Genomic DNA, 21,206 nt, shown 5'->3' with positions numbered 1-21,206 from the left:
GGGCGGACGTGCCGAGGTGTACGGGGTCGTGCCGCTTGTCCCGCGGTGCGGTCGGGTCAGAGACGCGGCAGGCACTCGGCCGCGATACCGCCCTCGATGGCGAGGATGCGGTGCAGCCTGGTGGCCACCAGCAGCCGCTGCATCTGCGGCGGAACCCCGCGCAGCACCAGCCGGCGGCCCGCACGGCCGGCCTTCCGGTGGGCGCCCATGATGACGCCCAGCCCGGTCGCGTCCCAGGAGTCCAGCTCGCTGAGATCGAGTACGAGGTCACCGTCGCCCTCGTCGAGTGCGGAGTGCAGGACGGTGCGGGCGTCCGCCGCGCTGCGTACGTCGAGGCGGCCCCCGACGACGAGCTGGGCGTCGTCGCCCCTGATATGCATATGTGCTCCCCGGGATTCGTTTGCGGGTGCGTTCGTTCGTACGTCGTGAATGTCTCACTGCAACTGACGGCCGCACCGGTAGCGGAGTTGCCGTCTGTGAGCGAACCGATACCAAATTCACCCGCAGGGGTGAGTTGGACTGGCGCGCGGGTCAGTCGTGCTTGTAGAAGCCCTGGCCGCTCTTGCGGCCGATGTCGCCCGCGTCGACCATGCGCCGCATGAGCTCGGGCGGCGCGAACTTCTCGTCCTGTGACTCGGTGTAGATGTTGCCGGTGGCATGCAGCAGGATGTCGACCCCGGTGAGGTCGGCGGTGGCGAGCGGCCCCATGGCGTGGCCGAAGCCCAGTTGGCAGGCCAGGTCGATGTCCTCGGCGGTGGCCACGCCCGACTCGTACAGCTTGGTGGCCTCGACGACGAGCGCGGAGATGAGCCGGGTGGTGACGAAGCCCGCCACGTCGCGGTTGACGACAATGCAGGTCTTGCCGACGGACTCGGCGAACTCGCGTGCGGCGGCGAGGGTTTCGTCGCTGGTCTTGTATCCGCGCACGAGTTCGCAGAGCCGCATCATCGGGACGGGTGAGAAGAAGTGGACGCCGACGACCCGGTCGGGCCGCCCGGTCGCCGCCGCGATCTTGGTGATCGGGATGGCGGAGGTGTTCGAGGCGAGAACCGTCTCCGGCCTCACCAGTCCGTCGAGCGTCCGGAAGATCTCGTGCTTGACCTCGAGCTTCTCGAAGACGGCCTCGACCACGATGTCCGCGTCCGCGGCCGCGTCGAGGTCGGTGGTGGTGGTGATCCGGGCCAGGGCCGCTTCGGCGTCGGCGGCCGGCAGCTTCCCCTTCGAGACGAACCTGTCGTACGAGGCCTTGATGCCGTCGGTGCCACGGGCGAGGGCGGCATCGGTGACATCGCGGAGCACCACGTCCCAGCCCGCCTGCGCGGACACCTGCGCGATGCCTGACCCCATGAGGCCTGCCCCGATGACGGCGAGCTTCCCTGCCACGTCGCTTCCCCTTCGTTTCTGTCCGGCCGGCTCCGGTCGCGCGAGACCGGGCGGGCCGTACCCGCACGTCTCGCTCCTGCCGCCGTGGGTCCGGGGACATCCCCCGGGAGGACGCGGCACCCGTGGACCTCTCCGGCGGAGATTAGCGTCCGTGAGGGCCGGTGTGACCGGTAAGTAACGCGCGTCACGTCTCATCTGACGGACATCACACCGGGGGCGCTCACCCGGCGGTCCTGACGGCGCAGTTGAGCACCTTCTCGCTCAGCCGGTCCTCCATCTCGCCGAGTGGCACCCGGGCTTCGCGGGGCACCCCGGCCGGTGTGCCGACCGGGGCGCCGGCCGGGCTGTCGGCCGGGCTGTCGGCCGGAGTGCCCCACCCCGGCCCTCGCCGTGACGGTCGGCACACGGCTCTTCCGGCGGGCGGGAGCCCGGCCGGGAATAGGCTGATCGCATGGTCAATCTGACGCGCATCTACACAAGGACCGGCGACAAGGGCACCACGTCCCTCGGCGACATGAGCCGGACCTCCAAGACCGATCTGCGGATCGCCGCCTACGCCGACGCCAACGAGGCGAACGCCGTCATCGGCACCGCCATCGCCCTGGGCAGCCTTCCCGAGGAGGTCGTCAAGGTCCTCGTCCGCGTCCAGAACGATCTCTTCGACGTCGGCGCCGACCTGTCGACGCCGGTGGTCGAGAACCCGAAGTACCCGCCGCTGCGCGTCGAGCAGACGTACATCGACAAGCTGGAGGCGGACTGCGACCGCTTCCTGGCGGACCTCGAGGCGCTGCGCAGCTTCATCCTTCCGGGCGGCACCCCGGGCGCCGCCCTGCTGCACCAGGCATGCACCGTCGTACGGCGCGCCGAGCGCTCCACGTGGGCGGCGCTCGACGCGCACGGCGAGACCATGAATCCGCTGACGGCGACCTACCTGAACCGGCTATCGGATCTGCTGTTCATCCTCGCCCGTACGGCGAACAAGGAGATCGGGGACGTCCTGTGGGTCCCGGGCGGGGAGCGCTGAGCCCGTCCGCCAAGCGGCCCCGTCCCCGGCCGGGGCCTTCGGCCCGTCCTTCTCCGCGTTCGTCTCCCCGTCCTTCCGCCCGTCCTCCGCCGGGGCCTTCTTCGGCCAGAGGGCGTAGCTGAGCGCGATCAGACCGTGGATGCCGGCCACCCTGAGCACCGTCGCCTGCCAGGAGACGAGCGAACCGGTCTCGCCGTCCTCGCCGACGTACCAGACCGCTCCCTGGAGCAGGACCAGGGCGACGGCGGCGGCCAGCACCGTGCGCAGCCACAGCGCGCCCTCGTGCCGGGCGCGTGCGGCGCCGTACTTCGGCGGGCGGGCCGGGGGCGGACCGCCCGCGAACCGGTGCGCGAAGTGCCCGTCGATCCGCTTGACCGTGTAGTGGCCGTACCCGACGGTGTAGCCGATGTACACGGCGGCGAGTCCGTGCTTCCAGTCGGGCTCGGCGCCGTTCTTCAGATCGATCGCCGTGACGACGAGCAGCACGACCTCGAGCAGTGGTTCGCACAGCAGCAGGGCGGCTCCGGTGCGGGGCATCCGGGCCAGGTAGCGCAGGCTCAGGCCGGCCATGAGCAGCACCCAGAATGCGATCTCGCAGACCAGGATGAGGGTGACGACCATGGTGGTTCTCCTCTCGGTCTCCCCCGGCGGGCATGCCTCCAGCCTTCCGTCCCCGCGCCGCCGGATCGTCGTCGCCCGTGACGAACCTCGACTGCATCCTTCGATGTAGTCGCCGCTCCGCCGCCGCGCGGAGGTCCGCGGCGGGCACGGCGTGTTGGATGGAGGCGTGAAGCCGTTCCCCCGGCCGTCCCGAGACGGCCTGCTCATCGGCGCCGTCGGCCTGCTCGGCGGCGTGCTGCTGTGGGCCCTCGGCCTGCACCTCAGAACCGACTACGCGCCGGTGCGCGGATGGCCGGCGCTGGTACCGCTGGTGATGACGGCCGCGCTGGAGCCGCTGCGCAGGACCGCGCCGCGCGCCGCGCTGCTGGCGGGCACGGCCGCGCTGCTCGCCGACCAGTTCACCCAGGGGAACATCGCCACCGTCGTGATGTTCACCGACCTGGTCTACGCGGCGGTGCTGTACGGCCCGGCGACGGCGGCCCGCCGGATCCCGGTCGTCACCGGGCTGGTGTCGGTGGCGGTGACGGTCACCCTGCTCGCCTGGTTCCGCACCCCCGAGGCCGTACTGGTCGGGGTGGTGACCGCCCTGGTCGGCTTCGCCCCGGCGACGACCGGCGCGATCGTGCGCAACCATCGCAGCGCGGCGGAGACGGCCCGGCTGCAGGCCGGACAGACCGCGCTGCTCGCGGAGATGGACCGGGTACAGGCGGTCACCGCGGAGCGCTCCCGGATGGCCCGCGAACTGCACGACATGGTGGCCAACCATCTGTCCGCCATCGCGATCCACTCCACGGCCGCGCTCTCGATCGACGACCCGCGCACGACCCGGGACGCTCTGACCGTGATCCGGGAGAACAGTGTGGAGGGTCTGGCGGAGATGCGGCGGCTGATCGGTCTCCTCCGGGACAGCGGCGGGTCCGACCGTGAGCCGACCGCGGCACCGACGCTGGACGGTCTCGGCTCCCTGGTCGAGCAGGCCCGGGTCAACGGGGCACCGAGCGGCCTGACCTTCGTGCTGGACGACCGCACCGGCGCCGCCGCTCCCCGCCGCAGAGGGAGCGGCGGACAGGCGGCCGGCGGCGGCCGTGCGGACAAAGGCTCCGGCTCTCGTGCCCGGCTACCGGCCCCCGTGGAGCTGGCCGCCTACCGGATCGTGCAGGAATCGCTGACCAACGCGATCAAGCACGCCGCGCCGGGCGAGGTAAGGATCGTCCTGGCCCACGACCGGCCGGCCGCCGGCACGGGGCGGCCCGTATCCGGTGCCGCCGAGGGCACCGGGACGCTGTCGGTCACCGTGACCAGCCCCCACCGCGACACCTCGGACCCGCGCGCGCCGGGTGCCGGGGCCGGCCTGGTCGGCATGCGCGAGCGGGCGGCCCTGCTCGGCGGGACGTTCGAAGCCGGTCCCGTCACGGTGGCCGGGGCGCGGACGTGGCGGGTTCGTGCGGAACTGCCCGCGGACCGGGAGGGGCGGCCGCCGGCCGGGGACGTGCGGGCGGACCTCCGATGAGGACGGCAGCGCCGCAGCACGCGGGCACGGCAGAACGACGGAACGACTGGACGACGGAACGACTGGACGACGGAACGTCAGAAGCAGGAGAGGGCGGAGGAGGCAGCCATGAAACGGGCGAGCCGGCGCGGAGGACGACCCGTCGTGGGACCGGCCATGGGAGTGCGCCAGGTGGTGGCCCGGTGACCGGGGAGCGGATCCGCGTCCTCGTCGCCGAGGACCAGTCCGCCGTACGCGCCGGACTGGTCCTCATCCTGCGCAGCGCCCCGGACATCGAAGTGGTGGGCGAGGCGGCGGACGGGGAGGAGGCGGTCGCGCTGGCGCGGGAGCTGCGGCCGGACGTCCTGCTGATGGATGTGCAGATGCCGCGCCTGGACGGCGTGTCGGCGACCCGTCAGGTCACTACGGAGGGGCTGGCCGACGTCCTGGTGCTGACCACCTTCGACCTGGACGAGTACGTCTTCGGGGCGCTGCGGGCAGGTGCCAGCGGCTTCCTGCTCAAGAACACGGAGGCGAAGGACCTGGTGGAGGCGGTGCGCACGGTCGGGCGCGGCGAAGGGCTGATCGCCCCGGCCGTGACGCGGCGGCTGATCGCGGAGTTCGCGGCCGGGTCCGCACGCCGCGGGTCCGCGCCCGACACGGCCGTGCTGGACACGCTGACCCGGCGCGAGCGCGAGGTGCTGGCCCGCCTCGGCGAAGGGCTGTCGAACGCGGAGATCGCGGTGCGGCTGGACATGGCGGAGGCGACGGTGAAGACGCACGTCAGCAGGCTGCTGGGCAAGTTGGGGCTGCGCAGCAGAGTGCAGGCGGCCGTGCTGGCGCAGGAGTGGGGCCTCTGACGGTCCGTCTCCCACTCTCCAGACCGGTGGTCTGGACCTCTTGACTGATGGTCCAGACCTTTCTACGCTCACCGCACAAAACTGTGTGGTGAGCGTGCGCATGACATCAGGGATTCCGGCCCTTCCCATGCACTTCGCTCACCGGGCGGCGCAGGTCCTACCCCCCATCACTCCGGACCGCACTCGAGGAGTCCCCCTTGAGCACCAGCACCACACGCAGTGCAAACCGATTCAGAGCGAGAGCGACAGCGGGCCTCACGGCCCTGCTGCTCCCCCTCGCCGCGATGGTCGGCCTCGCCTCCCCCGCCCAGGCCGCGGAGGCGACCGCCACCTACACCAAGACCCAGGACTGGGGCACCGGCTTCGAGGGCAAGTGGACGGTGAAGAACACCGGGACCAGCAGCATCAGCAGCTGGACCGTGGAGTGGGACTTCCCCTCCGGCACCTCGGTCACCTCCGCCTGGGACGCCGACGTCAGCAGTTCCGGCAACCACTGGACCGCCAAGAACAAGAGCTGGAACGGCACTCTGGCCCCCGGCGCCAGCGTCTCCTTCGGATTCAACGGCACCGGCTCCGGCTCCCCCAGCGGCTGCACCCTCAACGGCGCCTCGTGCGACGGCGGCCCCTCGGTCCCCGGTGACGAACCGCCCTCCGCCCCCGGCACACCCACCGCGAGCAACGTCACCAACACCTCGCTCACCCTCAGCTGGGGCGCGGCCACCGACGACAAGGGCATCAAGAACTACGACGTCTACCGGGGCACCACCAAGATCGCCACGGTGACCGGCCGCACCTACGCGGACTCCGGCCTGACCGCCGGCACGGCGTACGGGTACAGCGTGAAGGCCCGCGACACCGCCGACCAGGTCGGCCCGTCCAGCGGCACCCTGACCGTGACCACCACCGGCGGAACCACCCCCTCCCCCGGCGACAAGGTCAAGCTCGGCTACTTCACCGAGTGGGGCGTCTACGGCCGCAACTACCACGTGAAGAACCTGGTCACCTCCGGCACGGCCGCGAAGATCACGCACATCAACTACGCCTTCGGCAACGTCCAGAACGGCAAGTGCACCATCGGTGACTCCTACGCCGACTACGAGAAGGCCTACACCGCGGCCGACAGCGTCGACGGCGTCGCCGACACCTGGGACCAGCCGCTGCGCGGCAGCTTCAACCAGCTGCGCAAGCTGAAGCAGAAGTACCCGGACATCAAGATCCTCTGGTCCTTCGGCGGCTGGACCTGGTCGGGCGGCTTCGGCCAGGCGGTGCAGAACCCGGCCGCCTTCGCCCAGTCCTGCTACGACCTGGTCGAGGACCCGCGCTGGGCCGATGTCTTCGACGGCATCGACCTGGACTGGGAGTACCCGAACGCCTGCGGCCTGTCCTGCGACACCAGCGGCGCCGCCGCCTTCAAGAACATGATGCAGGCCATGCGGGCCAAGTTCGGAACGAACAACCTGGTCACGGCCGCCATCACCGCCGACGGCAGCAACGGCGGCAAGCTCGACGCCGCCGACTACGCGGGCGCCGCCCAGTACATCGACTTCTACAACGTCATGACGTACGACTACTTCGGCGCCTTCGACGCGGACGGTCCGACCGCCCCGCACTCCCCGCTCACCTCCTACAGCGGCATCCCCACCGAGGGCTTCAACTCGGACGCCGCGATCCAGAAGCTCAAGGGCAAGGGCGTCCCGGGCAGCAAGCTCAACCTCGGCATCGGTTTCTACGGCCGCGGCTGGACCGGCGTCACCCAGGCCACCCCGGGCGGCACCGCCACCGGGCCGGCGCCCGGCACCTATGAGCAGGGCATCGAGGACTACAAGGTCCTCAAGAGCAGCTGCCCCGCCACCGGCACCATCGCCGGGACGGCCTACGCCAAGTGCGGAAGCAACTGGTGGAGCTACGACACCCCGTCCACCATCGCCGGGAAGATGTCCTACGTGAAGAACCAGGGCCTGCGCGGAGCCTTCTACTGGGAATTCAGCGGGGACACGGCCGACGGCGAACTGGCGGCCGCGGTCAGCAACGGCCTCGGCTAGCCCTCCGGTCCTTCCGGACCACGGCTCTCGCACAGAGAAACGGCCGGTGAGGCGGGTCCGTCCCCCGCCTCACCGGCTCTTTGCGGACCACGGCCGACAGCACGTGCGCATGCCGGAAGGCCTGCGCCTGTGCGCCGGTCACGGCACTGGCCGGCCCCCAGCTCCCGAGAGGGACGCGGCGCAGCCGCGCTCGGCGAAACCCTCCGCCCTCAGGGCGCTGAGGTGCGAGACGTCGAGCTCCAGCCCCTCGCCGTATGCGACCGCGAGGTAGCGCCCGCCCTGCAGTCCGGGCCGGCGACGGTCCCCGTCCGCCTCCGCGAGGCAGCGCAGCACTTCGTCCAGGTCCACGCCGCGCAGTCTGCCGGACGCCTCGGACACCGCCCGGCCGCCGTCTCGTCTCGTCTCGCGGCGAACGCCGTCGGGGGGCGCGTCCGGGCCGCGGCTAGTGCCGCGTCGGTCGGGGTTTGCCCGCTGAGGAGCGGCGTCCGGTGCCGGGGGCACCTCCCGCCGGAGGCAGGGGGAGCATCGCAAGGCGGCCGGAAGCCCTCGTAGTGGGCCTGCTCGGGCTTTCGGCCAACGCAGCGTGGGGGGTACCTCCCGCGCCCGGAGGGCTGCGGGGGAGAGTGCCGTGCAGGGCGTCGCGACGGGGCGAACCTCGGCCGACGCGGCACTAGGCCACGTTGACTCTCTGGCCGGGGGGCGCGGCCTCCAGCCAGGCGAGGAAACCGGTCAGCGCGTCCTCGCTCATCGCCAGCTCCAGGCGGGTCCCCTCGTGGACACAGCCGAGCACGATGGCGTCGGACAGCAGCGCCAGTTCCTCCTCGCCGTCCGGGGCGCGGCGCGAGACCACCTCGATCCCCGAGCGCTCCAGCAGCCGGCGCGGGCGGGGCGCGTACGAGAAGACGCGGTACCACTCGACGCGGTCGCCGCTGTAGCGGGCGACGCCGTAGACCCAGCCCTTGCCGCCGGTGTCCGGTTTCTCCGGCACGTCCCAGCGCAGGCTGCAGTCGAAGGTGCCGCCGGAGCGCTGGATCAGCCGCCGGCGCAGACCGAAGACGAAGAGCGCGATCACCACGAGCGCGACAACGAGTCCGCCCACCAGAAGAGCGAGGACCATTTCCATCGACCTCCTCGTCTCATCCAGTAGGGGAACCGAATCACAGAACCCGGGTATGCGCCTCAGTATTCGCCAGTATTCGCCTCAGCCGCGAACCGTGCTGGCGTCAACCAGCTCGGCCCGCGGCTGAGGGTGTGTCGTCGAAGGCGGAAGCGCTAGCGCGCCGCCGCCACCGCGCGGAGTCGGACCTCGGCACGCCGCTCGGCGTGCATGTCCTCCTCCATCTTCGCGCGCTCCAGCGCACGCTCCGCACGCTGGATGTCGATCTCCTCCGCGAGCTCGGCGATCTCGGCCAGCAGGGACAGCTTGTTGTCCGCGAACGAGATGAATCCGCCGTGCACCGCGACGACGATGGTGTCGCCGTCGGTCGTACGAATGGTCACCGGGCCCGACTCCAGCACACCGAGCAGCGGCTGGTGACCGGGCATGACGCCGATGTCGCCGGACGTGGTGCGCGCGACGACCAGGGTGGCCGCACCGGACCAGACCTGACGGTCGGCGGCGACCAGCGCGACGTGCAGCTCAGCAGCCAAGATGGCTCCTCGGGTCACCACCCGGCGGGGCCGCCGGGTGTTGGTTCATAAGTCTAGTAGGGCGACCGGCACCTTTGTGCCGGGGCCCGCTCCGGCCGGCCGGCCGGAGGGTGGACATGGGTGAGGGGGCGGGACGTGCCCGCCCCCTCACACGAGTCGCTTTAGAACTCAGGCGTTTCAGGAAACGCCGAGCTCCTTCGCCTTGTTCTTGAGGTCCTCGAGACCACCGCACATGAAGAACGCCTGCTCGGGGAAGTGGTCGTACTCACCGTCGCAGATCGCGTTGAACGCGGCGATCGACTCGTCGAGCGGCACGTCCGAACCGTCCACACCGGTGAACTGCTTCGCCGCGTGGGTGTTCTGGGACAGGAAGCGCTCGACCCGGCGGGCGCGGTGGACGACCAGCTTGTCCTCCTCGCCCAGCTCGTCGATACCGAGGATCGCGATGATGTCCTGGAGGTCCTTGTACTTCTGCAGGATTCCCTTGACGCGCATGGCGGCGTCGTAGTGCTCCTGCGTGATGTAGCGCGGGTCCAGGATGCGGGACGTGGAGTCCAGCGGGTCCACCGCGGGGTAGATGCCCTTCTCGGAGATCGGACGGGACAGAACCGTCGTCGCGTCGAGGTGGGCGAAGGTGGTGGCCGGCGCCGGGTCGGTCAGGTCGTCCGCGGGGACGTAGATCGCCTGCATCGAGGTGATCGAGTGACCGCGGGTCGAGGTGATGCGCTCCTGGAGGAGACCCATCTCGTCGGCCAGGTTCGGCTGGTAACCCACCGCGGACGGCATGCGGCCGAGCAGCGTGGAGACCTCGGAACCGGCCTGGGTGAAGCGGAAGATGTTGTCGATGAAGAACAGCACGTCCTGCTTCTGCACATCGCGGAAGTACTCCGCCATGGTCAGACCGGCCAGGGCGACCCGCAGACGGGTGCCCGGGGGCTCGTCCATCTGGCCGAAGACCAGCGCGGTCTTGTCCAGAACGCCGGACTCCTCCATCTCCGCGATGAGGTCGTTGCCCTCACGGGTGCGCTCGCCGACGCCCGCGAAGACGGAGACGCCCTCGTGGAGGTTGGCGACACGCATGATCATTTCCTGGATCAGCACGGTCTTGCCCACACCGGCGCCGCCGAACAGACCGATCTTGCCGCCCTTGACGTACGGGGTCAGCAGGTCGACGACCTTCAGGCCGGTCTCGAACATCTCGGTCTTGGACTCGAGCTGGTCGAAGGCGGGGGCCTTGCGGTGGATCGGCCAGCGCTCGGTGACGTTGGCGTTCTCCTCGGGGTGGTTCAGCACCTCACCGAGGGTGTTGAACACCTTGCCCTTGGTGAAGTCGCCGACCGGGACGCTGATGCCCGCGCCCGTGTCGGTCACCGGGGCCTGGCGGACCAGACCATCGGTGGGCTGCATGGAGATGGTGCGGACGATGCCGTCGCCGAGGTGCTGGGCAACCTCGAGCGTCAGCGTCTTGGTGGCACCCTCGAGGGCCGGGTCGGCGACCTCGACGTGCAGCGCGTTGTAGATCTCCGGCATCGCGTCGACGGGGAACTCCACGTCGACGACCGGGCCGATGACCCGGGCGACGCGGCCCGTGGCGGCGGCCGTCACAGTGTTCTCGGTAGTCGTCGTCACTTACTTGTCACTCCCCGCGGTCGCGTCGGCCAGGGCGCTGGCGCCTCCGACGATCTCGCTGATTTCCTGGGTGATTTCGGCCTGGCGGGCCGCGTTGGCAAGCCGGGAGAGGGTGTTGATCAGTTCCCCGGCGTTGTCGGTAGCCGACTTCATCGCGCGGCGGCGGGCGGCGTGCTCGGAAGCGGCCGCCTGCAGCATCGCGTTGTAGATACGGCTCTCGACGTAGCGCGGCAGCAGGGCGTCGAGGACGTCCTCCGCCGACGGCTCGAAGTCGAACAGCGGAAGGATCTCGCCCTTGGCGCCCGCCTGCCCGGCAGCGGCGTCGAGGCTGAGCGGCAGCATCCGGTTGTCCACCGGGTTCTGCGTCAGCATCGACACGAACTCCGTGAAGACGATGTGCAGCTCGTCGACCCCGCCCTGACCCGATTCCGTCTCGACGGCCTCGATCAGCGGCGCGGCGACGCGCTTGGCGTCCTCGTACGTCGGGTTGTCGGTGAAGCCGGTCCACGACTCCGTGACCTTGCGCTCACGGAAGCCGTAGTAGGCCACGCCCTTGCGGCCGACGATGTACGTGTCGACCTCCTTGCCCTCACCACGGAGCCGCTCGGTGAGCCGCTCCGCCGCCTTGATGGCGTTCGAGGAGTAGCCGCCGGCCAGACCGCGGTCGCTCGTGAGGAGCAGGACCGCGGCCCGGGTCGGGTTGTCCGCCTCGGTGGTCAGGGGGTGCTTCGTGTTCGAGCCGGTCGCCACCGCCGTGACCGCGCGGGTGAGCTCGGTCGCGTACGGCATGGAGGCCGCCACCTGGCGCTGCGCCTTGACGATGCGCGAGGCGGCGATCATCTCCATCGCCTTGGTGATCTTCTTCGTCGCGGTGACCGACTTGATACGACGCTTGTAGACCCGGAGCTGCGCTCCCATGAGTCAGGTCCCTTCCGCCGTCACTTCGAGGTCGCGGACGGAGCGTCCTCGCCCAGAAGCTTTCCGTCCGAGGTCTCGAACTGCTTCTTGAAGGCCGCGATGCTCTCGGCGACCTTGGCCAGCGTGTCGTCCGACATCTTCTTGCCCTCGCGGATCGAGGTCATCAGCGGCTTCTCCTCGCGGTGCAGGTAGTCCAGCAGCTCGCGCTCGAAGCGGCGGATGTCCGCGACCGGTACGTCATCCATCTTGCCGGTGGTGCCGGCCCAGACGGAGACGACCTGGTCCTCGGTCGCCATCGGCTGGTACTGGGGCTGCTTGAGCAGCTCCACCATGCGCTTACCGCGCTCCAGCGCCGCCTTCGAGGCCGCGTCCAGGTCGGAACCGAAGGCGGCGAACGCCTCCAGCTCGCGGAACTGGGCGAGGTCGACACGGAGCCGGCCGGAGACCTGCTTCATGGCGGGGTGCTGGGCCGAGCCACCGACACGGGAGACCGAGATACCGACGTTCAGGGCCGGGCGCTGACCGGCGTTGAACAGGTCGGACTCCAGGAAGCACTGGCCGTCGGTGATGGAGATGACGTTGGTCGGGATGAACGCCGAGACGTCGTTGGCCTTGGTCTCGACGACCGGCAGACCGGTCATCGAACCGGCACCCATGTCGTCGGAGAGCTTCGCGCAGCGCTCCAGCAGACGGGAGTGCAGGTAGAAGACGTCACCCGGGTACGCCTCGCGGCCCGGCGGGCGGCGCAGCAGCAGGGAGACGGCGCGGTAGGCGTCGGCCTGCTTCGACAGGTCGTCGAAGATGATCAGGACGTGCTTGCCCTCGTACATCCACTGCTGGCCGATGGCCGAGCCGGTGTAGGGGGCGAGGTACTTGAAGCCGGCCGGGTCGGACGCCGGGGCGGCGACGATCGTGGTGTACTCGAGGGCGCCCGCCTCCTCCAGCGCGCCGCGCACGGACGCGATGGTGGAGCCCTTCTGGCCGATGGCGACGTAGATGCAGCGGACCTGCTTCTTCGGGTCGCCCGAGCGCCAGTTGTCACGCTGGTTGATGATCGTGTCGACGCACAGCGCGGTCTTGCCGGTCTGCCGGTCGCCGATGATCAGCTGACGCTGACCGCGGCCGATCGGGGTCATGGCGTCGACGGCCTTGTAGCCGGTCTCCATCGGCTCGTGCACCGACTTGCGCTGCATGACCGTGGGGGCCTGCAGCTCGAGGGCGCGGCGGCCGGACGTCTCGATCTCGCCGAGGCCGTCGATCGGGTTGCCGAGCGGGTCGACGACGCGGCCGAGGTAGCCCTCGCCCACGGCGACGGACAGCACCTCGCCGGTACGCGTGACCGGCTGACCCTCCTCGATGCCGCTGAACTCACCGAGGATGATGGCACCGATCTCGCGCTCCTCGAGGTTGAGGGCGAGGCCGAGGGTGCCGTCCTCGAACTTCAGCAGTTCGTTGGCCATGGCCGAGGGAAGACCCTCGACCTTCGCGATGCCGTCGCCGGCAACGCTGACCGTACCGACCTCCTCGCGCGAGGCCGCGTCCGGCTTGTACGACTGGACGAAGTTCTCCAGCGCGTCCCGGATCTCCTCCGGCCGGATCGTGAGCTCCGCCATCTGGGTTCCCTGCTCTCCTTGTTGGGCCCGAAGTTGCTTCTGGGGGTGTGCTACTGGGGGCGCCCCCCAGATAACTACGCATCCTCTGTTACGGCCCAACTCGGGCCGTCGTCCTGCTTGTTGAGTTGGTGACCGCTGACGGTCAGCCGGCCATCCTGCGGCTCGCCCCGTCGAGGCGGTCCGCGACGGTGCCGTTGATGAGCTCGTCACCGACCCGCACCGAGATCCCGCCGAGGACCTCGGGGTCCACGTCCAGGTTCAGGTGCATCCGGCGGCCGTAGAGCTTGGCCAGAGCATCGCCCAGCCGCTGCTTCTGCCGGTCGCTGAGCGGCACCGCGGAGGTGACCACCGCGACCACGCGGTCCCGGCGGGCGGCGGCCAGCCGGGACAGGGACTCCAGTCCCGCTTCCAGGCTACGTCCCCGCGGCTGGGTCACAAGACGCACGACCAGGCGCTCGGTGACGGGGTTGGCCCTGCCGCCGAGCAGCGAGCGCAGCAGCTCCGTCTTGGCGGACGCCGTGGCGGCCCGGTCGGTCAGTGCCGCACGCAGCTCGGTGCTGGAGGTGACGATCCGGCCGAACCGGAAGACCTCGTCCTCCACGTCGTCGAGCGCACCGGACTTCTGCGCGCCGGTGAGCTCGGCGGTGATCGCCAGCTCCTCGAGCGCGTCGACCAGGTCACGCGACTGCGACCAGCGGGAGCGGACCATGCCGCTCACCAGGTCGGCGGTCTCGCCGCCGACCTGGCCGCCCAGGAGGCGCCCGGCCAGGTCGGCCTTGGCCTCACCGGTCTGCGCCGGGTCGGTGAGGACCCGACGCAGGGACACCTCGCGGTCGAGCAGCGCGGTGACGGCGGCCAGCTCCCCGGCGAGCGTCGCCGCGTCGACGGACGTGGAGTCCGTCAGCGCGTCGAGGCGCTCGCGCGCGGCAGCCAGTGCCTCGCGGCTCGATCCGTTCATCGGGCGGCCTCGGCCTTCGTCGCGCTGTCCTCGAGCTCGTCGAGGAAGCGGTCGATGACACGGCTCTGCCGGGCATGGTCCTCGAGGGACTCACCGACGAGCTTGCCGGCCAGGTCGGTGGCGAGCTTGCCGACGTCCTGCCGCAGCGTCTGGGACGCGGCCTTGCGGTCGGCCTCGATCTGCGCGTGACCGGCGGCGACGATCTCCTCGCGCTGCCGCTGGCCTTCCGCACGCATCTCGGCGATGAGCGCGGCGCCCTGCTCCTGCGCCTCCTGGCGCAGGCGCGCGGCCTCGTGACGGGCCTCGGCGAGCTGGGCCTTGTACTGCTCCAGCACGCTCTGGGCCTCGACCTGAGCCGCCTCGGCCTTCTCGATGCCACCCTCGATCGCCTCGCGGCGCTCCTCGAGAACCTTGTTGATGTTCGGGAGGGCCTTCTTCCAGAAGAAGAAGAACACGATGGCGAAGGCGATGGCGCCGATCAGCAGCTCGGGGCCCGGCGGGAGAAGCGGGTTCTGCTTCTCCTCGGACGCCAGCTGTACCAGGTTGGCGATCACATCAGTGCCTTTCGTCGATACGTGTCGGTGAGGTGATTACTGACCGAACACGAACGGCATGACGATGCCGATGAGGGCGAGAGCCTCACAGAAGGCGAAGCCCAGGATCTGGTTGGCGCGGATCAGGCCGGCGGCCTCGGGCTGACGGGCGAGCGCCTGGGTGCCGTTGCCGAAGATGATGCCGATGCCGACACCGGGGCCGATGGCCGCGAGGCCGTAGCCGATGGAGCCGAGCGAACCGGAGACCTCAGCGGCGATCTGCACAGCGGACATGCTGTCTCTTCCTTCTCTTTCAGGACCGGTGGGGGTTGGCCACCGGACGTGTCGGGGCTTTCGGGGCGGTGATGGCTCAGTGGTGCTCGGCGAGAGCGCCCTGAATGTAGGAACAGGCCAGCAGCACGAACACGTACGCCTGGACGGCCTGGACGAAGAGCTCGAACAGGATCATGACCACGGTCATCGCGAAGGAGACACCGGCGGCCGGGATCATGTAGCTGTTCAGCAGGTACCAGCTGGCCACGGTGAACATCACCAGGAGCAGGTGACCGGCGAACATGTTGGCGAAGAGTCGCACCGCGTGCGTGAACGGCCGGACGAGCACGTTGGAGAAGAACTCGATGACGACGACGAGCGGCAGCACCGCGCCGAGCGACTTGTCGTAGCCGGTCAGGTTCTTGAAGCCGCCCGCGAAGCCGTGCTTCTTGAAGGTCAGCCCCAGCCAGACGACGTACACCACGGCGGCGAGCACGGCCGGGAAGGCGATGATCGACGACACCGGGAACTGGGCCAGGGGGATCACGGACCAGATGTTCATGATCCAGATGAAGAAGAACAGCGAGACCATCAGGGGGACGTACTTCTCGCCCTCCTTCTTGCCGAGCGTCTCGTACACGATGCCGCGGCGCACGAAGTCGTAGCCCGCCTCGCCGATCATCTGGAGCTTGCCCGGGACGACCTTCGCCTTGCCGAAAGCGGCCCAGAAGAAGCTGACGACCAGGAGAGTGGTGATCAGCGCGAGCAGCATCACCTTGTTGAACTCGAACCCGCCGGCGGTGAAGATCGGCTGGAACAGGAAGGAGTGCAGGCCCGGAGCCGGAAAGCCACAGCCGTCGTCGGACAGGATGCGGCAGCTCCAGTCAAAGGCGAGCTGGGTCTGGTCAGCACTCACCGCGGGCTCCTTCAGCGTGGCGCATAGGTTCGGCAACCTCGTTGTGTCGGCGCGGCGCGCAGCCGCGGGTCGGCACCGGACTGGTGGTCTTACGAATGTGGGGGCGGCGGTCAGGCATCGAGCCTCGCGATGGTGCGGGCGTCAGATCGGATGCCCTTGCCCGCGGTGCCGCAGTTGGAACCGGACGATAGCAGTATCTCGAACGCGCACTTATCCCGGCCCTACCCCTCACGTCGCGGGACCCGTCTTCTCGGCATCGACATAGAGGATCTTGGCCTTCATGTGGGCGCGCGCCTGTGCCGCGATCCACACGAGAGTGGCCGCGACGAGCGTGGCCGCGAAGGCCTTCGGATTGAAGAGCGTCGTGTCCTTGAACAGCGCGACGAACACGAGAAGCAGCAGCAGTTGCGTCGTGTAGAGCATCAGGCCCATGGCCTGGAAGAGCTGGGGGAGCGATTTCGCCGTCCGTTCGAGCACGACGAGCCCGATCCCCATGAAGACGATCACCACCAGTGCTCCGACGATCGCGCCGACCGCCCCCTTGCCGCCGGCGACGACACCGCTGATGACAGCGGCGATCGCTCCGGCGGCCGCCGTGGGCACGGCGGCATGGAGAACGCTTCGGGCGTCATTGGCCTGCATGGCGGCAGCTCCGCTTATTTGCTGGGGGAACGAGTGTCGTCATGGACGAGCGTAAGCCCGGGACGAGTGAGGAACCTCGGGCCAAGTGACCGTCGCACTGCGGTCATTCGGCACTGTCGCCGGTTCTCGTGAACCGTATCACAAACTATTTGATGAGGTCTTTACCTACACACTGTGCGGACTGTCACACATGAGAGTGACCCCGCCCGTGTGTGCATTATCACCGGCCGCTATGTGTGGTAATGGCGCCGAATGGCCGTTTCGTCAACGCGGGGTTCCGGCCCTCCGCCGGTCGGCGAAGCGGGATCGGGCACCGATCGCGGTCGCCCCGTTGACGCCCTCGGAGCGGTGCGCGGCCGCATCGGCCCCGGCGGCACCGGCGGCACCGGCGGCACGCGCGGCGCCCACCGGGACCGGCACCCGCTGCCGGGCACCCTCCCCGGCCTCCGTCCCGGCCCGCGGCGCGCCGTCCTCCGCCGCGGATCCCGCCTCCGTGCCGTCGGCGCCGTCCGTGTCCTGCCCGCCGTCCTGCCCGCCCTGCGCGCCCTGCGCGTCCTGCGGGGCGCCCGTCCGCGCCGCCGGCTTCCCGCGGCGCCGGTAGCGCGGCGGGACGAGGTGCTCCGCCCAGCGCGGCGCACGGGGGGTGAAGCGCGGCAGCAGCAGCAGGACCAGGCCGATGAAGCTGAGCGCGACGACGGCCAGCACGATCCACATGCTCGCGGAGTGCACGGAGTACAGCACCGCGCCGAAGGCGATCAGCGCCGACCAGAAGTACATGATCAGGACCGCTCGGCTGTGCGAGTGACCGATCTCCAGCAGCCGGTGGTGCAGATGCCCGCGGTCCGCCGCGAACGGCGACTGCCCGTTCCACGTCCTGCGGACGATGGCGAGGACCAGGTCGGCGACCGGGATCGCGATGATCGTGAACGGCAGCATCAGCGGGATGAACACCGGGAGCATCGCGTGGGTCGCCTCGCGCTCGCCGCCGGCGAAGAGCTTCATCGCGTCCGGGTCCACCTGGCCCGTCACGGAGATCGCGGACGCCGCCAGCACCAGACCGATCAGCATCGAGCCCGAGTCGCCCATGAAGATCCGGGCCGGGTGCATGTTGTGCGGCAGGAAGCCCAGGCACATGCCCATCAGAATCGCGGTGAACAGCGTCGCGGGCGCCGCGGCCTCGATCGAGTAGCCGTACCAGATGCGGTACGAGTACATGAAGAACGCCGCGGCCGCGATGCACACCATGCCGGAGGCGAGGCCGTCCAGGCCGTCCACGAAGTTCACCGCGTTGATGGTGATGACCACCAGCGCGACCGTGAGCAGCGTGCCCTGCCAGGAGGTCAGCGAGACGGTGCCGACGCCGGGGATGGGCAGCCAGAGGATCGTCAGGCCCTGCATCACCATCACACCGGCGGCGATCATCTGCCCGCCGAGCTTGATGAGCGCGTCCACGCCCCACTTGTCGTCCAGCACGCCCAGCAGCCAGATCAGCCCGGCGCCACTGAGCAGTGCCCGTGGCTCGTTCGACAGTTCGAAGACGCTGTTGAGGTTCTGCAGGTGGTCGGCGACCAGCAGGCCCGCGCACAGCCCGCCGAACATGGCGATGCCGCCGAGCCGCGGTGTGGGTTCCCGGTGCACGTCCCGCGCGCGGATCTCCGGCATCGCCCCGGTCAGGATCGCGAATTTCCGCACCGGCCCGGTCAGCAGGTAGGTCACCGCGGCCGTGACGCAGAGCGTCAGCAGGTATTCACGCACGGGCTGCCCCAGAGGTATCGCTGGCCATCTCAGCCCCACACCCTAGCTTCGTACGCATAATGATGTGGACTTCCGGGTAGCGGGATCGGTTGCACCCGTCCCCCTCTACCCCTTATAGGGCGGAAATCTCCCCGCGAGTTCCCTGACCCGCTCACGCACCCCGGGCTCCTCCCGCAGCGCCGCCGCGAACAGCGCCGCGACCTGCTCCATCTCCGCCTCGCCCATCCCCTGCGTGGTCAGCGCCGCGGTGCCCAGGCGCAGCCCGCGCAGGTCCTTGGCGTACGGCAGCGCGCAGGTGTCCAGCACCAGCCCGGCGGCGGCCAGCCGGCCGCGGGCGGCCCGGCCCTCCACGCCCAGCGGCGCGGTGTCGGCGGTGATCAGGTGCGTGTCGGTGCCCCCGGTGGTGATCTCGCAGCCCTCGGCGGCCAGGGCCCGGGCGAGCACCCGGGCATTGGCGACGACCTGCCGGGCGTACGCCGCGAACGCGGGCCCCGACGCCTCGCCGAAGGCGACGGCCTTGGCGGCGACGCTGTGCATCTGCGCGCCGCCCTGGCTGAACGGGAAGACGGCCCGGTCGATGCGGTCGGCGAGTTCCTCGCCGCACAGGATCATGCCGCCGCGCGGCCCGCGCAGCACCTTGTGCGTGGTGGCGCAGACGACGTCGGCGTACGGGACTGGACTGGGCGCCGCTCCCCCGGCGATCAGACCCATCGGGTGCGCGGTGTCCGCGATGAAGTAGGCGCCGGCCTCGTCGGCGATCTCCCGGAACGCCGCGTAGTCCGGGTGCCTGGGGTAGGAGATCGAGCCCCAGACGAGAGCCTTGGGCCGGTGCTTGCGGGCGAGCGCCGCCACCTGCTCGTAGTCGATCAGGCCGGTCTCGGCGTCGACGCCGTAGCCGACGAAGTCGAACCAGCGGCCGGAGAAGTTGGCGGGCGAGCCCATGGTGAGGTGCCCTCCGAAGGGCAGGCCGAGGGCCAGCACGGTGTCGCCGGGCCGCAACAGCGCGGCGTAGGCGGCGAGCACGGCGGAGGAGCCCGAATGGGGCTGGACGTTGGCGTGCTCGGCGTCGAAGAGGGTGGTGGCGCGTTCGCACGCGAGGCGTTCCGCGGCGTCGGCGAACTCGCAGCCGCCGTGGTGGCGGGCGCCCGGGTATCCCTCCGCGTACTTGTTCGCGAGCGGTGAGCCGAGCGCCGCCAGCACCGCGGGCGAGGCGAAGTTCTCCGCGGCGATCAGCTGCAGGGTTGTCGACTGGCGGTCCAGCTCGCCGAGGACGATGTCGGCGAGCTGCGGGTCCTGCCGCCGCAGGGCCTCGAAGTCCGGGCCCCCGAGGGGGGCGGGGAGCTGCGTGCGTGGGGCATGAGCGGTATCCGGCAGCATGGCGTGACTCCGGGCCTCGAGGGGTTCTCGAAAGCCAATGTAGGCCCGCGTGGGCGCCTCCGCCCGCGGCGTACGGTCACATCCTCGCGGGAACACCCGTAAGGGCCGTCACGACCGGTTCCAGGGCCTGGTTGATCTCCTCGCCGATCGACCGGAAGAAGGTGATCGGCGCCCCGTAAGGGTCCAGCACCTCGTCGGCGTCCACGCTCGGCGCGAGCAGCCAGCCGCGCAGCGCGGCCGCGGCCCGCACCAGTGCCTGGGCGCGTTCGACGACGCCCTCCTCCCGGGCGTCCGGGAGGGTGGCGGGGTCTATGGCCCGCACCAGCCGGGTGAACTCCTTCAGGGTGAAGGTGCGCAGTCCGGCCGAGTGGCCCATGGAGATGACCTGGGCCCGGTGGTCGCGGGTCGCGGTGAGCACCAGGTCGGCGGTGATGACGTGCTCGTCGAGGAGTTCACGCCCCACGAAACCGGTGGCGTCCGCGCCGAGTTCGGCGAGGACGGCCGCCGCGTTGGCCTCCATGGGCGCACCCTCGTGGCCCCAGGTGCCGGCGCTCTCCACGATCATGCCGCGCACGACGGGGTCGCCGAGACGGTCCACCAGGGCATGGCGGGTCAGCCGCTCGGTGATCGGCGAGCGGCAGACGTTGCCGGTGCTGACGTGGAGGATGCGGAAGGTGTCGCTTCCGGGTTCGCCTATGCCACGCCCCTCAGGGGCCGTCAATTGGCCACCTCGAGGTCGGGTACCACCTTGCGGAGCTCGTCTGCGGAGAGCGCTCCCGCGCGCAGCAGCACCGGGACCCTGCGGGTGACGTCGACGATCGAGGACGGCTCGATGCCGGGGGTGGGGCCGCCGTCGAGGTAGACGGAGACGGAGTCGCCGAGCATCTCCTGCGCGGCGTCGCAGTTCTCCGGGACCGGGTGGCCGGTGAGGTTCGCGGAGGACACGGCCATGGGGCCGACCTCGGTCAGCAGCTCGATGGCGACCGGGTGCAGCGGCATGCGCACCGCCACCGTGCCGCGGGTGTCGCCGAGGTCCCACTGCAGCGAGGGCTGGTGCCGGGCGACCAGGGTGAGTGCGCCGGGCCAGAAGGCGTCGACGAGCTCCCACGCCTGCTCGGAGAAGTCGGTGACCAGTCCGTGCAGGGTGTTCGGGGAGCCGATGAGGACGGGCGTGGGCATGTTGCGGCCCCGGCCCTTGGCCTGCAGCAGGTCGGAGACGGCCTCGGAGCTGAAGGCGTCCGCGCCGATGCCGTACACGGTGTCGGTGGGGAGCACGACCAGCTCACCGCGGCGCACGGCGGAAGCGGCCTCGCGCAGGCCGGTCGCACGGTCGGTCGCGTCGTTCGTGTCGTATCGCCGAGCCATTACTCGCCGGCCTCCTTGTTCTCCAGTACTCGGTTCTCCTCGGGGGCGCCGGTGCCCGTGCGGCGGCTCCCCCGGCGGTGGCCGGGGGCGTGCCGCTGCGGCCCGCCCGCGGGCATGCGGACGGCCGGCGCCGCCAAGCCGGCGTGAAGCTCGGGCAT

The 21,206-nt window shown here is 70.3% G+C and carries 23 protein-coding genes; 4 read left to right on the top strand and 19 right to left on the bottom strand.

The genetic code is table 11. From position 1 onward, the window contains the following. Positions 1 to 56: 56 nt before the first annotated feature. Complete coding sequence (locus tag GUY61_RS04135) at positions 57 to 380, bottom strand: STAS domain-containing protein (protein ID WP_166628665.1); 324 nt, start codon at positions 378 to 380, stop codon at positions 57 to 59. Between the two features lie 151 nt (positions 381 to 531). Beyond that, positions 532 to 1,383 carry a 3-hydroxyacyl-CoA dehydrogenase family protein gene (locus GUY61_RS04130; RefSeq protein WP_166628664.1) on the bottom strand — a complete coding sequence of 284 codons (852 nt, stop codon included), beginning with the start codon at positions 1,381 to 1,383 and terminating at the stop codon, positions 532 to 534. Positions 1,384 to 1,834: 451 nt separating this feature from the next. Between GUY61_RS04130 and GUY61_RS04125 the strand changes: the two genes are divergently transcribed. Beyond that, the gene (locus tag GUY61_RS04125) at positions 1,835 to 2,407 is read left to right on the top strand and encodes a cob(I)yrinic acid a,c-diamide adenosyltransferase (RefSeq protein WP_166628663.1); all 573 of its coding nucleotides are present in this window, start codon (positions 1,835 to 1,837) and stop codon (positions 2,405 to 2,407) included. On the opposite strand, the gene GUY61_RS04120 is transcribed toward GUY61_RS04125, so the two are convergent. After that, on the bottom strand, positions 2,324 to 3,028 hold the full coding sequence (locus GUY61_RS04120) for a hypothetical protein (RefSeq protein ID WP_166628662.1): 705 nt from the start codon (positions 3,026 to 3,028) through the stop codon (positions 2,324 to 2,326). The two genes, GUY61_RS04125 and GUY61_RS04120, sit on opposite strands and share 84 nt — an antisense overlap. Positions 3,029 to 3,194: 166 nt before the next feature. On the opposite strand from GUY61_RS04120, the gene GUY61_RS04115 reads away from it, so the two are divergent. From GUY61_RS04115 to GUY61_RS04105, 3 genes are all read left to right on the top strand, one after another. Beyond that, positions 3,195 to 4,538 (top strand): histidine kinase, encoded by a 1,344-nt coding sequence (locus GUY61_RS04115; RefSeq protein WP_166628661.1) that lies wholly within the window; start codon positions 3,195 to 3,197, stop codon positions 4,536 to 4,538. 182 nt (positions 4,539 to 4,720) lie between these two features. After that, the gene (locus GUY61_RS04110; RefSeq protein ID WP_166628660.1) at positions 4,721 to 5,377 is read left to right on the top strand and encodes a response regulator transcription factor; all 657 of its coding nucleotides are present in this window, start codon (positions 4,721 to 4,723) and stop codon (positions 5,375 to 5,377) included. A 197-nt stretch (positions 5,378 to 5,574) separates the two neighbouring features. Then, positions 5,575 to 7,419 carry a glycoside hydrolase family 18 chitinase gene (locus tag GUY61_RS04105; RefSeq protein WP_166628659.1) on the top strand — a complete coding sequence of 615 codons (1,845 nt, stop codon included), beginning with the start codon at positions 5,575 to 5,577 and terminating at the stop codon, positions 7,417 to 7,419. Between the two features lie 138 nt (positions 7,420 to 7,557). On the opposite strand, the gene GUY61_RS04100 is transcribed toward GUY61_RS04105, so the two are convergent. The 16 genes from GUY61_RS04100 to GUY61_RS04025 form a co-directional block, all read right to left on the bottom strand. After that, a complete protein-coding gene (locus GUY61_RS04100; RefSeq protein ID WP_166628658.1) occupies positions 7,558 to 7,767 on the bottom strand; it encodes a hypothetical protein in 210 nt (69 codons plus the stop codon). Between the two features lie 322 nt (positions 7,768 to 8,089). Next, the gene (locus GUY61_RS04095) at positions 8,090 to 8,536 is read right to left on the bottom strand and encodes a DUF2550 domain-containing protein (RefSeq protein WP_166628657.1); all 447 of its coding nucleotides are present in this window, start codon (positions 8,534 to 8,536) and stop codon (positions 8,090 to 8,092) included. Between the two features lie 155 nt (positions 8,537 to 8,691). Beyond that, positions 8,692 to 9,069, bottom strand: coding sequence for a F0F1 ATP synthase subunit epsilon (locus GUY61_RS04090; protein WP_166628656.1), 378 nt, complete (start codon positions 9,067 to 9,069; stop codon positions 8,692 to 8,694). Positions 9,070 to 9,246: 177 nt separating this feature from the next. Continuing rightward, positions 9,247 to 10,698, bottom strand: a complete 1,452-nt coding sequence (gene atpD, locus GUY61_RS04085; RefSeq protein WP_166628655.1) for a F0F1 ATP synthase subunit beta — start codon at positions 10,696 to 10,698, stop codon at positions 9,247 to 9,249. After that, entirely contained in the window at positions 10,699 to 11,616 is a 918-nt protein-coding gene (locus GUY61_RS04080) for a F0F1 ATP synthase subunit gamma (protein WP_166628654.1), read from the bottom strand. 20 nt (positions 11,617 to 11,636) lie between these two features. Next, positions 11,637 to 13,229 carry a F0F1 ATP synthase subunit alpha gene (atpA, locus tag GUY61_RS04075; protein ID WP_166628653.1) on the bottom strand — a complete coding sequence of 531 codons (1,593 nt, stop codon included), beginning with the start codon at positions 13,227 to 13,229 and terminating at the stop codon, positions 11,637 to 11,639. 142 nt (positions 13,230 to 13,371) lie between these two features. Beyond that, positions 13,372 to 14,187: a F0F1 ATP synthase subunit delta gene (locus GUY61_RS04070; RefSeq protein ID WP_166628652.1), complete on the bottom strand. Its 816-nt coding sequence runs from the start codon at positions 14,185 to 14,187 to the stop codon at positions 13,372 to 13,374. Further along, positions 14,184 to 14,741, bottom strand: a complete 558-nt coding sequence (locus GUY61_RS04065; RefSeq protein WP_166628651.1) for a F0F1 ATP synthase subunit B — start codon at positions 14,739 to 14,741, stop codon at positions 14,184 to 14,186. Before GUY61_RS04065 ends, GUY61_RS04070 begins: the two co-directional genes overlap by 4 nt. A 36-nt stretch (positions 14,742 to 14,777) precedes the next feature. Then, on the bottom strand, positions 14,778 to 15,014 hold the full coding sequence (atpE, locus tag GUY61_RS04060) for an ATP synthase F0 subunit C (protein WP_166628650.1): 237 nt from the start codon (positions 15,012 to 15,014) through the stop codon (positions 14,778 to 14,780). Between the two features lie 76 nt (positions 15,015 to 15,090). Further along, complete coding sequence (gene atpB / locus GUY61_RS04055; RefSeq protein ID WP_166628673.1) at positions 15,091 to 15,861, bottom strand: F0F1 ATP synthase subunit A; 771 nt, start codon at positions 15,859 to 15,861, stop codon at positions 15,091 to 15,093. A 276-nt stretch (positions 15,862 to 16,137) separates the two neighbouring features. Then, positions 16,138 to 16,551 (bottom strand): hypothetical protein, encoded by a 414-nt coding sequence (locus GUY61_RS04050; RefSeq protein ID WP_166628649.1) that lies wholly within the window; start codon positions 16,549 to 16,551, stop codon positions 16,138 to 16,140. Positions 16,552 to 16,815: 264 nt separating this feature from the next. Continuing rightward, the gene (locus tag GUY61_RS04045) at positions 16,816 to 18,306 is read right to left on the bottom strand and encodes an MraY family glycosyltransferase (RefSeq protein WP_166628648.1); all 1,491 of its coding nucleotides are present in this window, start codon (positions 18,304 to 18,306) and stop codon (positions 16,816 to 16,818) included. 105 nt (positions 18,307 to 18,411) lie between these two features. Further along, complete coding sequence (gene glyA, locus GUY61_RS04040) at positions 18,412 to 19,683, bottom strand: serine hydroxymethyltransferase (RefSeq protein ID WP_166628647.1); 1,272 nt, start codon at positions 19,681 to 19,683, stop codon at positions 18,412 to 18,414. A 76-nt stretch (positions 19,684 to 19,759) separates the two neighbouring features. Beyond that, entirely contained in the window at positions 19,760 to 20,404 is a 645-nt protein-coding gene (locus GUY61_RS04035) for a protein-tyrosine-phosphatase (RefSeq protein WP_166628646.1), read from the bottom strand. Further along, positions 20,401 to 21,048 carry an L-threonylcarbamoyladenylate synthase gene (locus tag GUY61_RS04030; protein ID WP_166628645.1) on the bottom strand — a complete coding sequence of 216 codons (648 nt, stop codon included), beginning with the start codon at positions 21,046 to 21,048 and terminating at the stop codon, positions 20,401 to 20,403. The genes GUY61_RS04035 and GUY61_RS04030 overlap by 4 nt, the downstream gene beginning before the upstream one ends. After that, the gene (locus GUY61_RS04025; protein WP_166628644.1) at positions 21,048 to 21,206 is read right to left on the bottom strand and encodes a hypothetical protein; all 159 of its coding nucleotides are present in this window, start codon (positions 21,204 to 21,206) and stop codon (positions 21,048 to 21,050) included. The genes GUY61_RS04030 and GUY61_RS04025 overlap by 1 nt, the downstream gene beginning before the upstream one ends.

The organism is Streptomyces sp. GC420 (genome assembly GCF_009916105.1).
Classification (GTDB): domain Bacteria; phylum Actinomycetota; class Actinomycetes; order Streptomycetales; family Streptomycetaceae; genus Streptomyces.
Note: the sequence above shows the minus strand (reverse complement) of the source record. Positions and strands in the feature narration are given on the sequence as shown.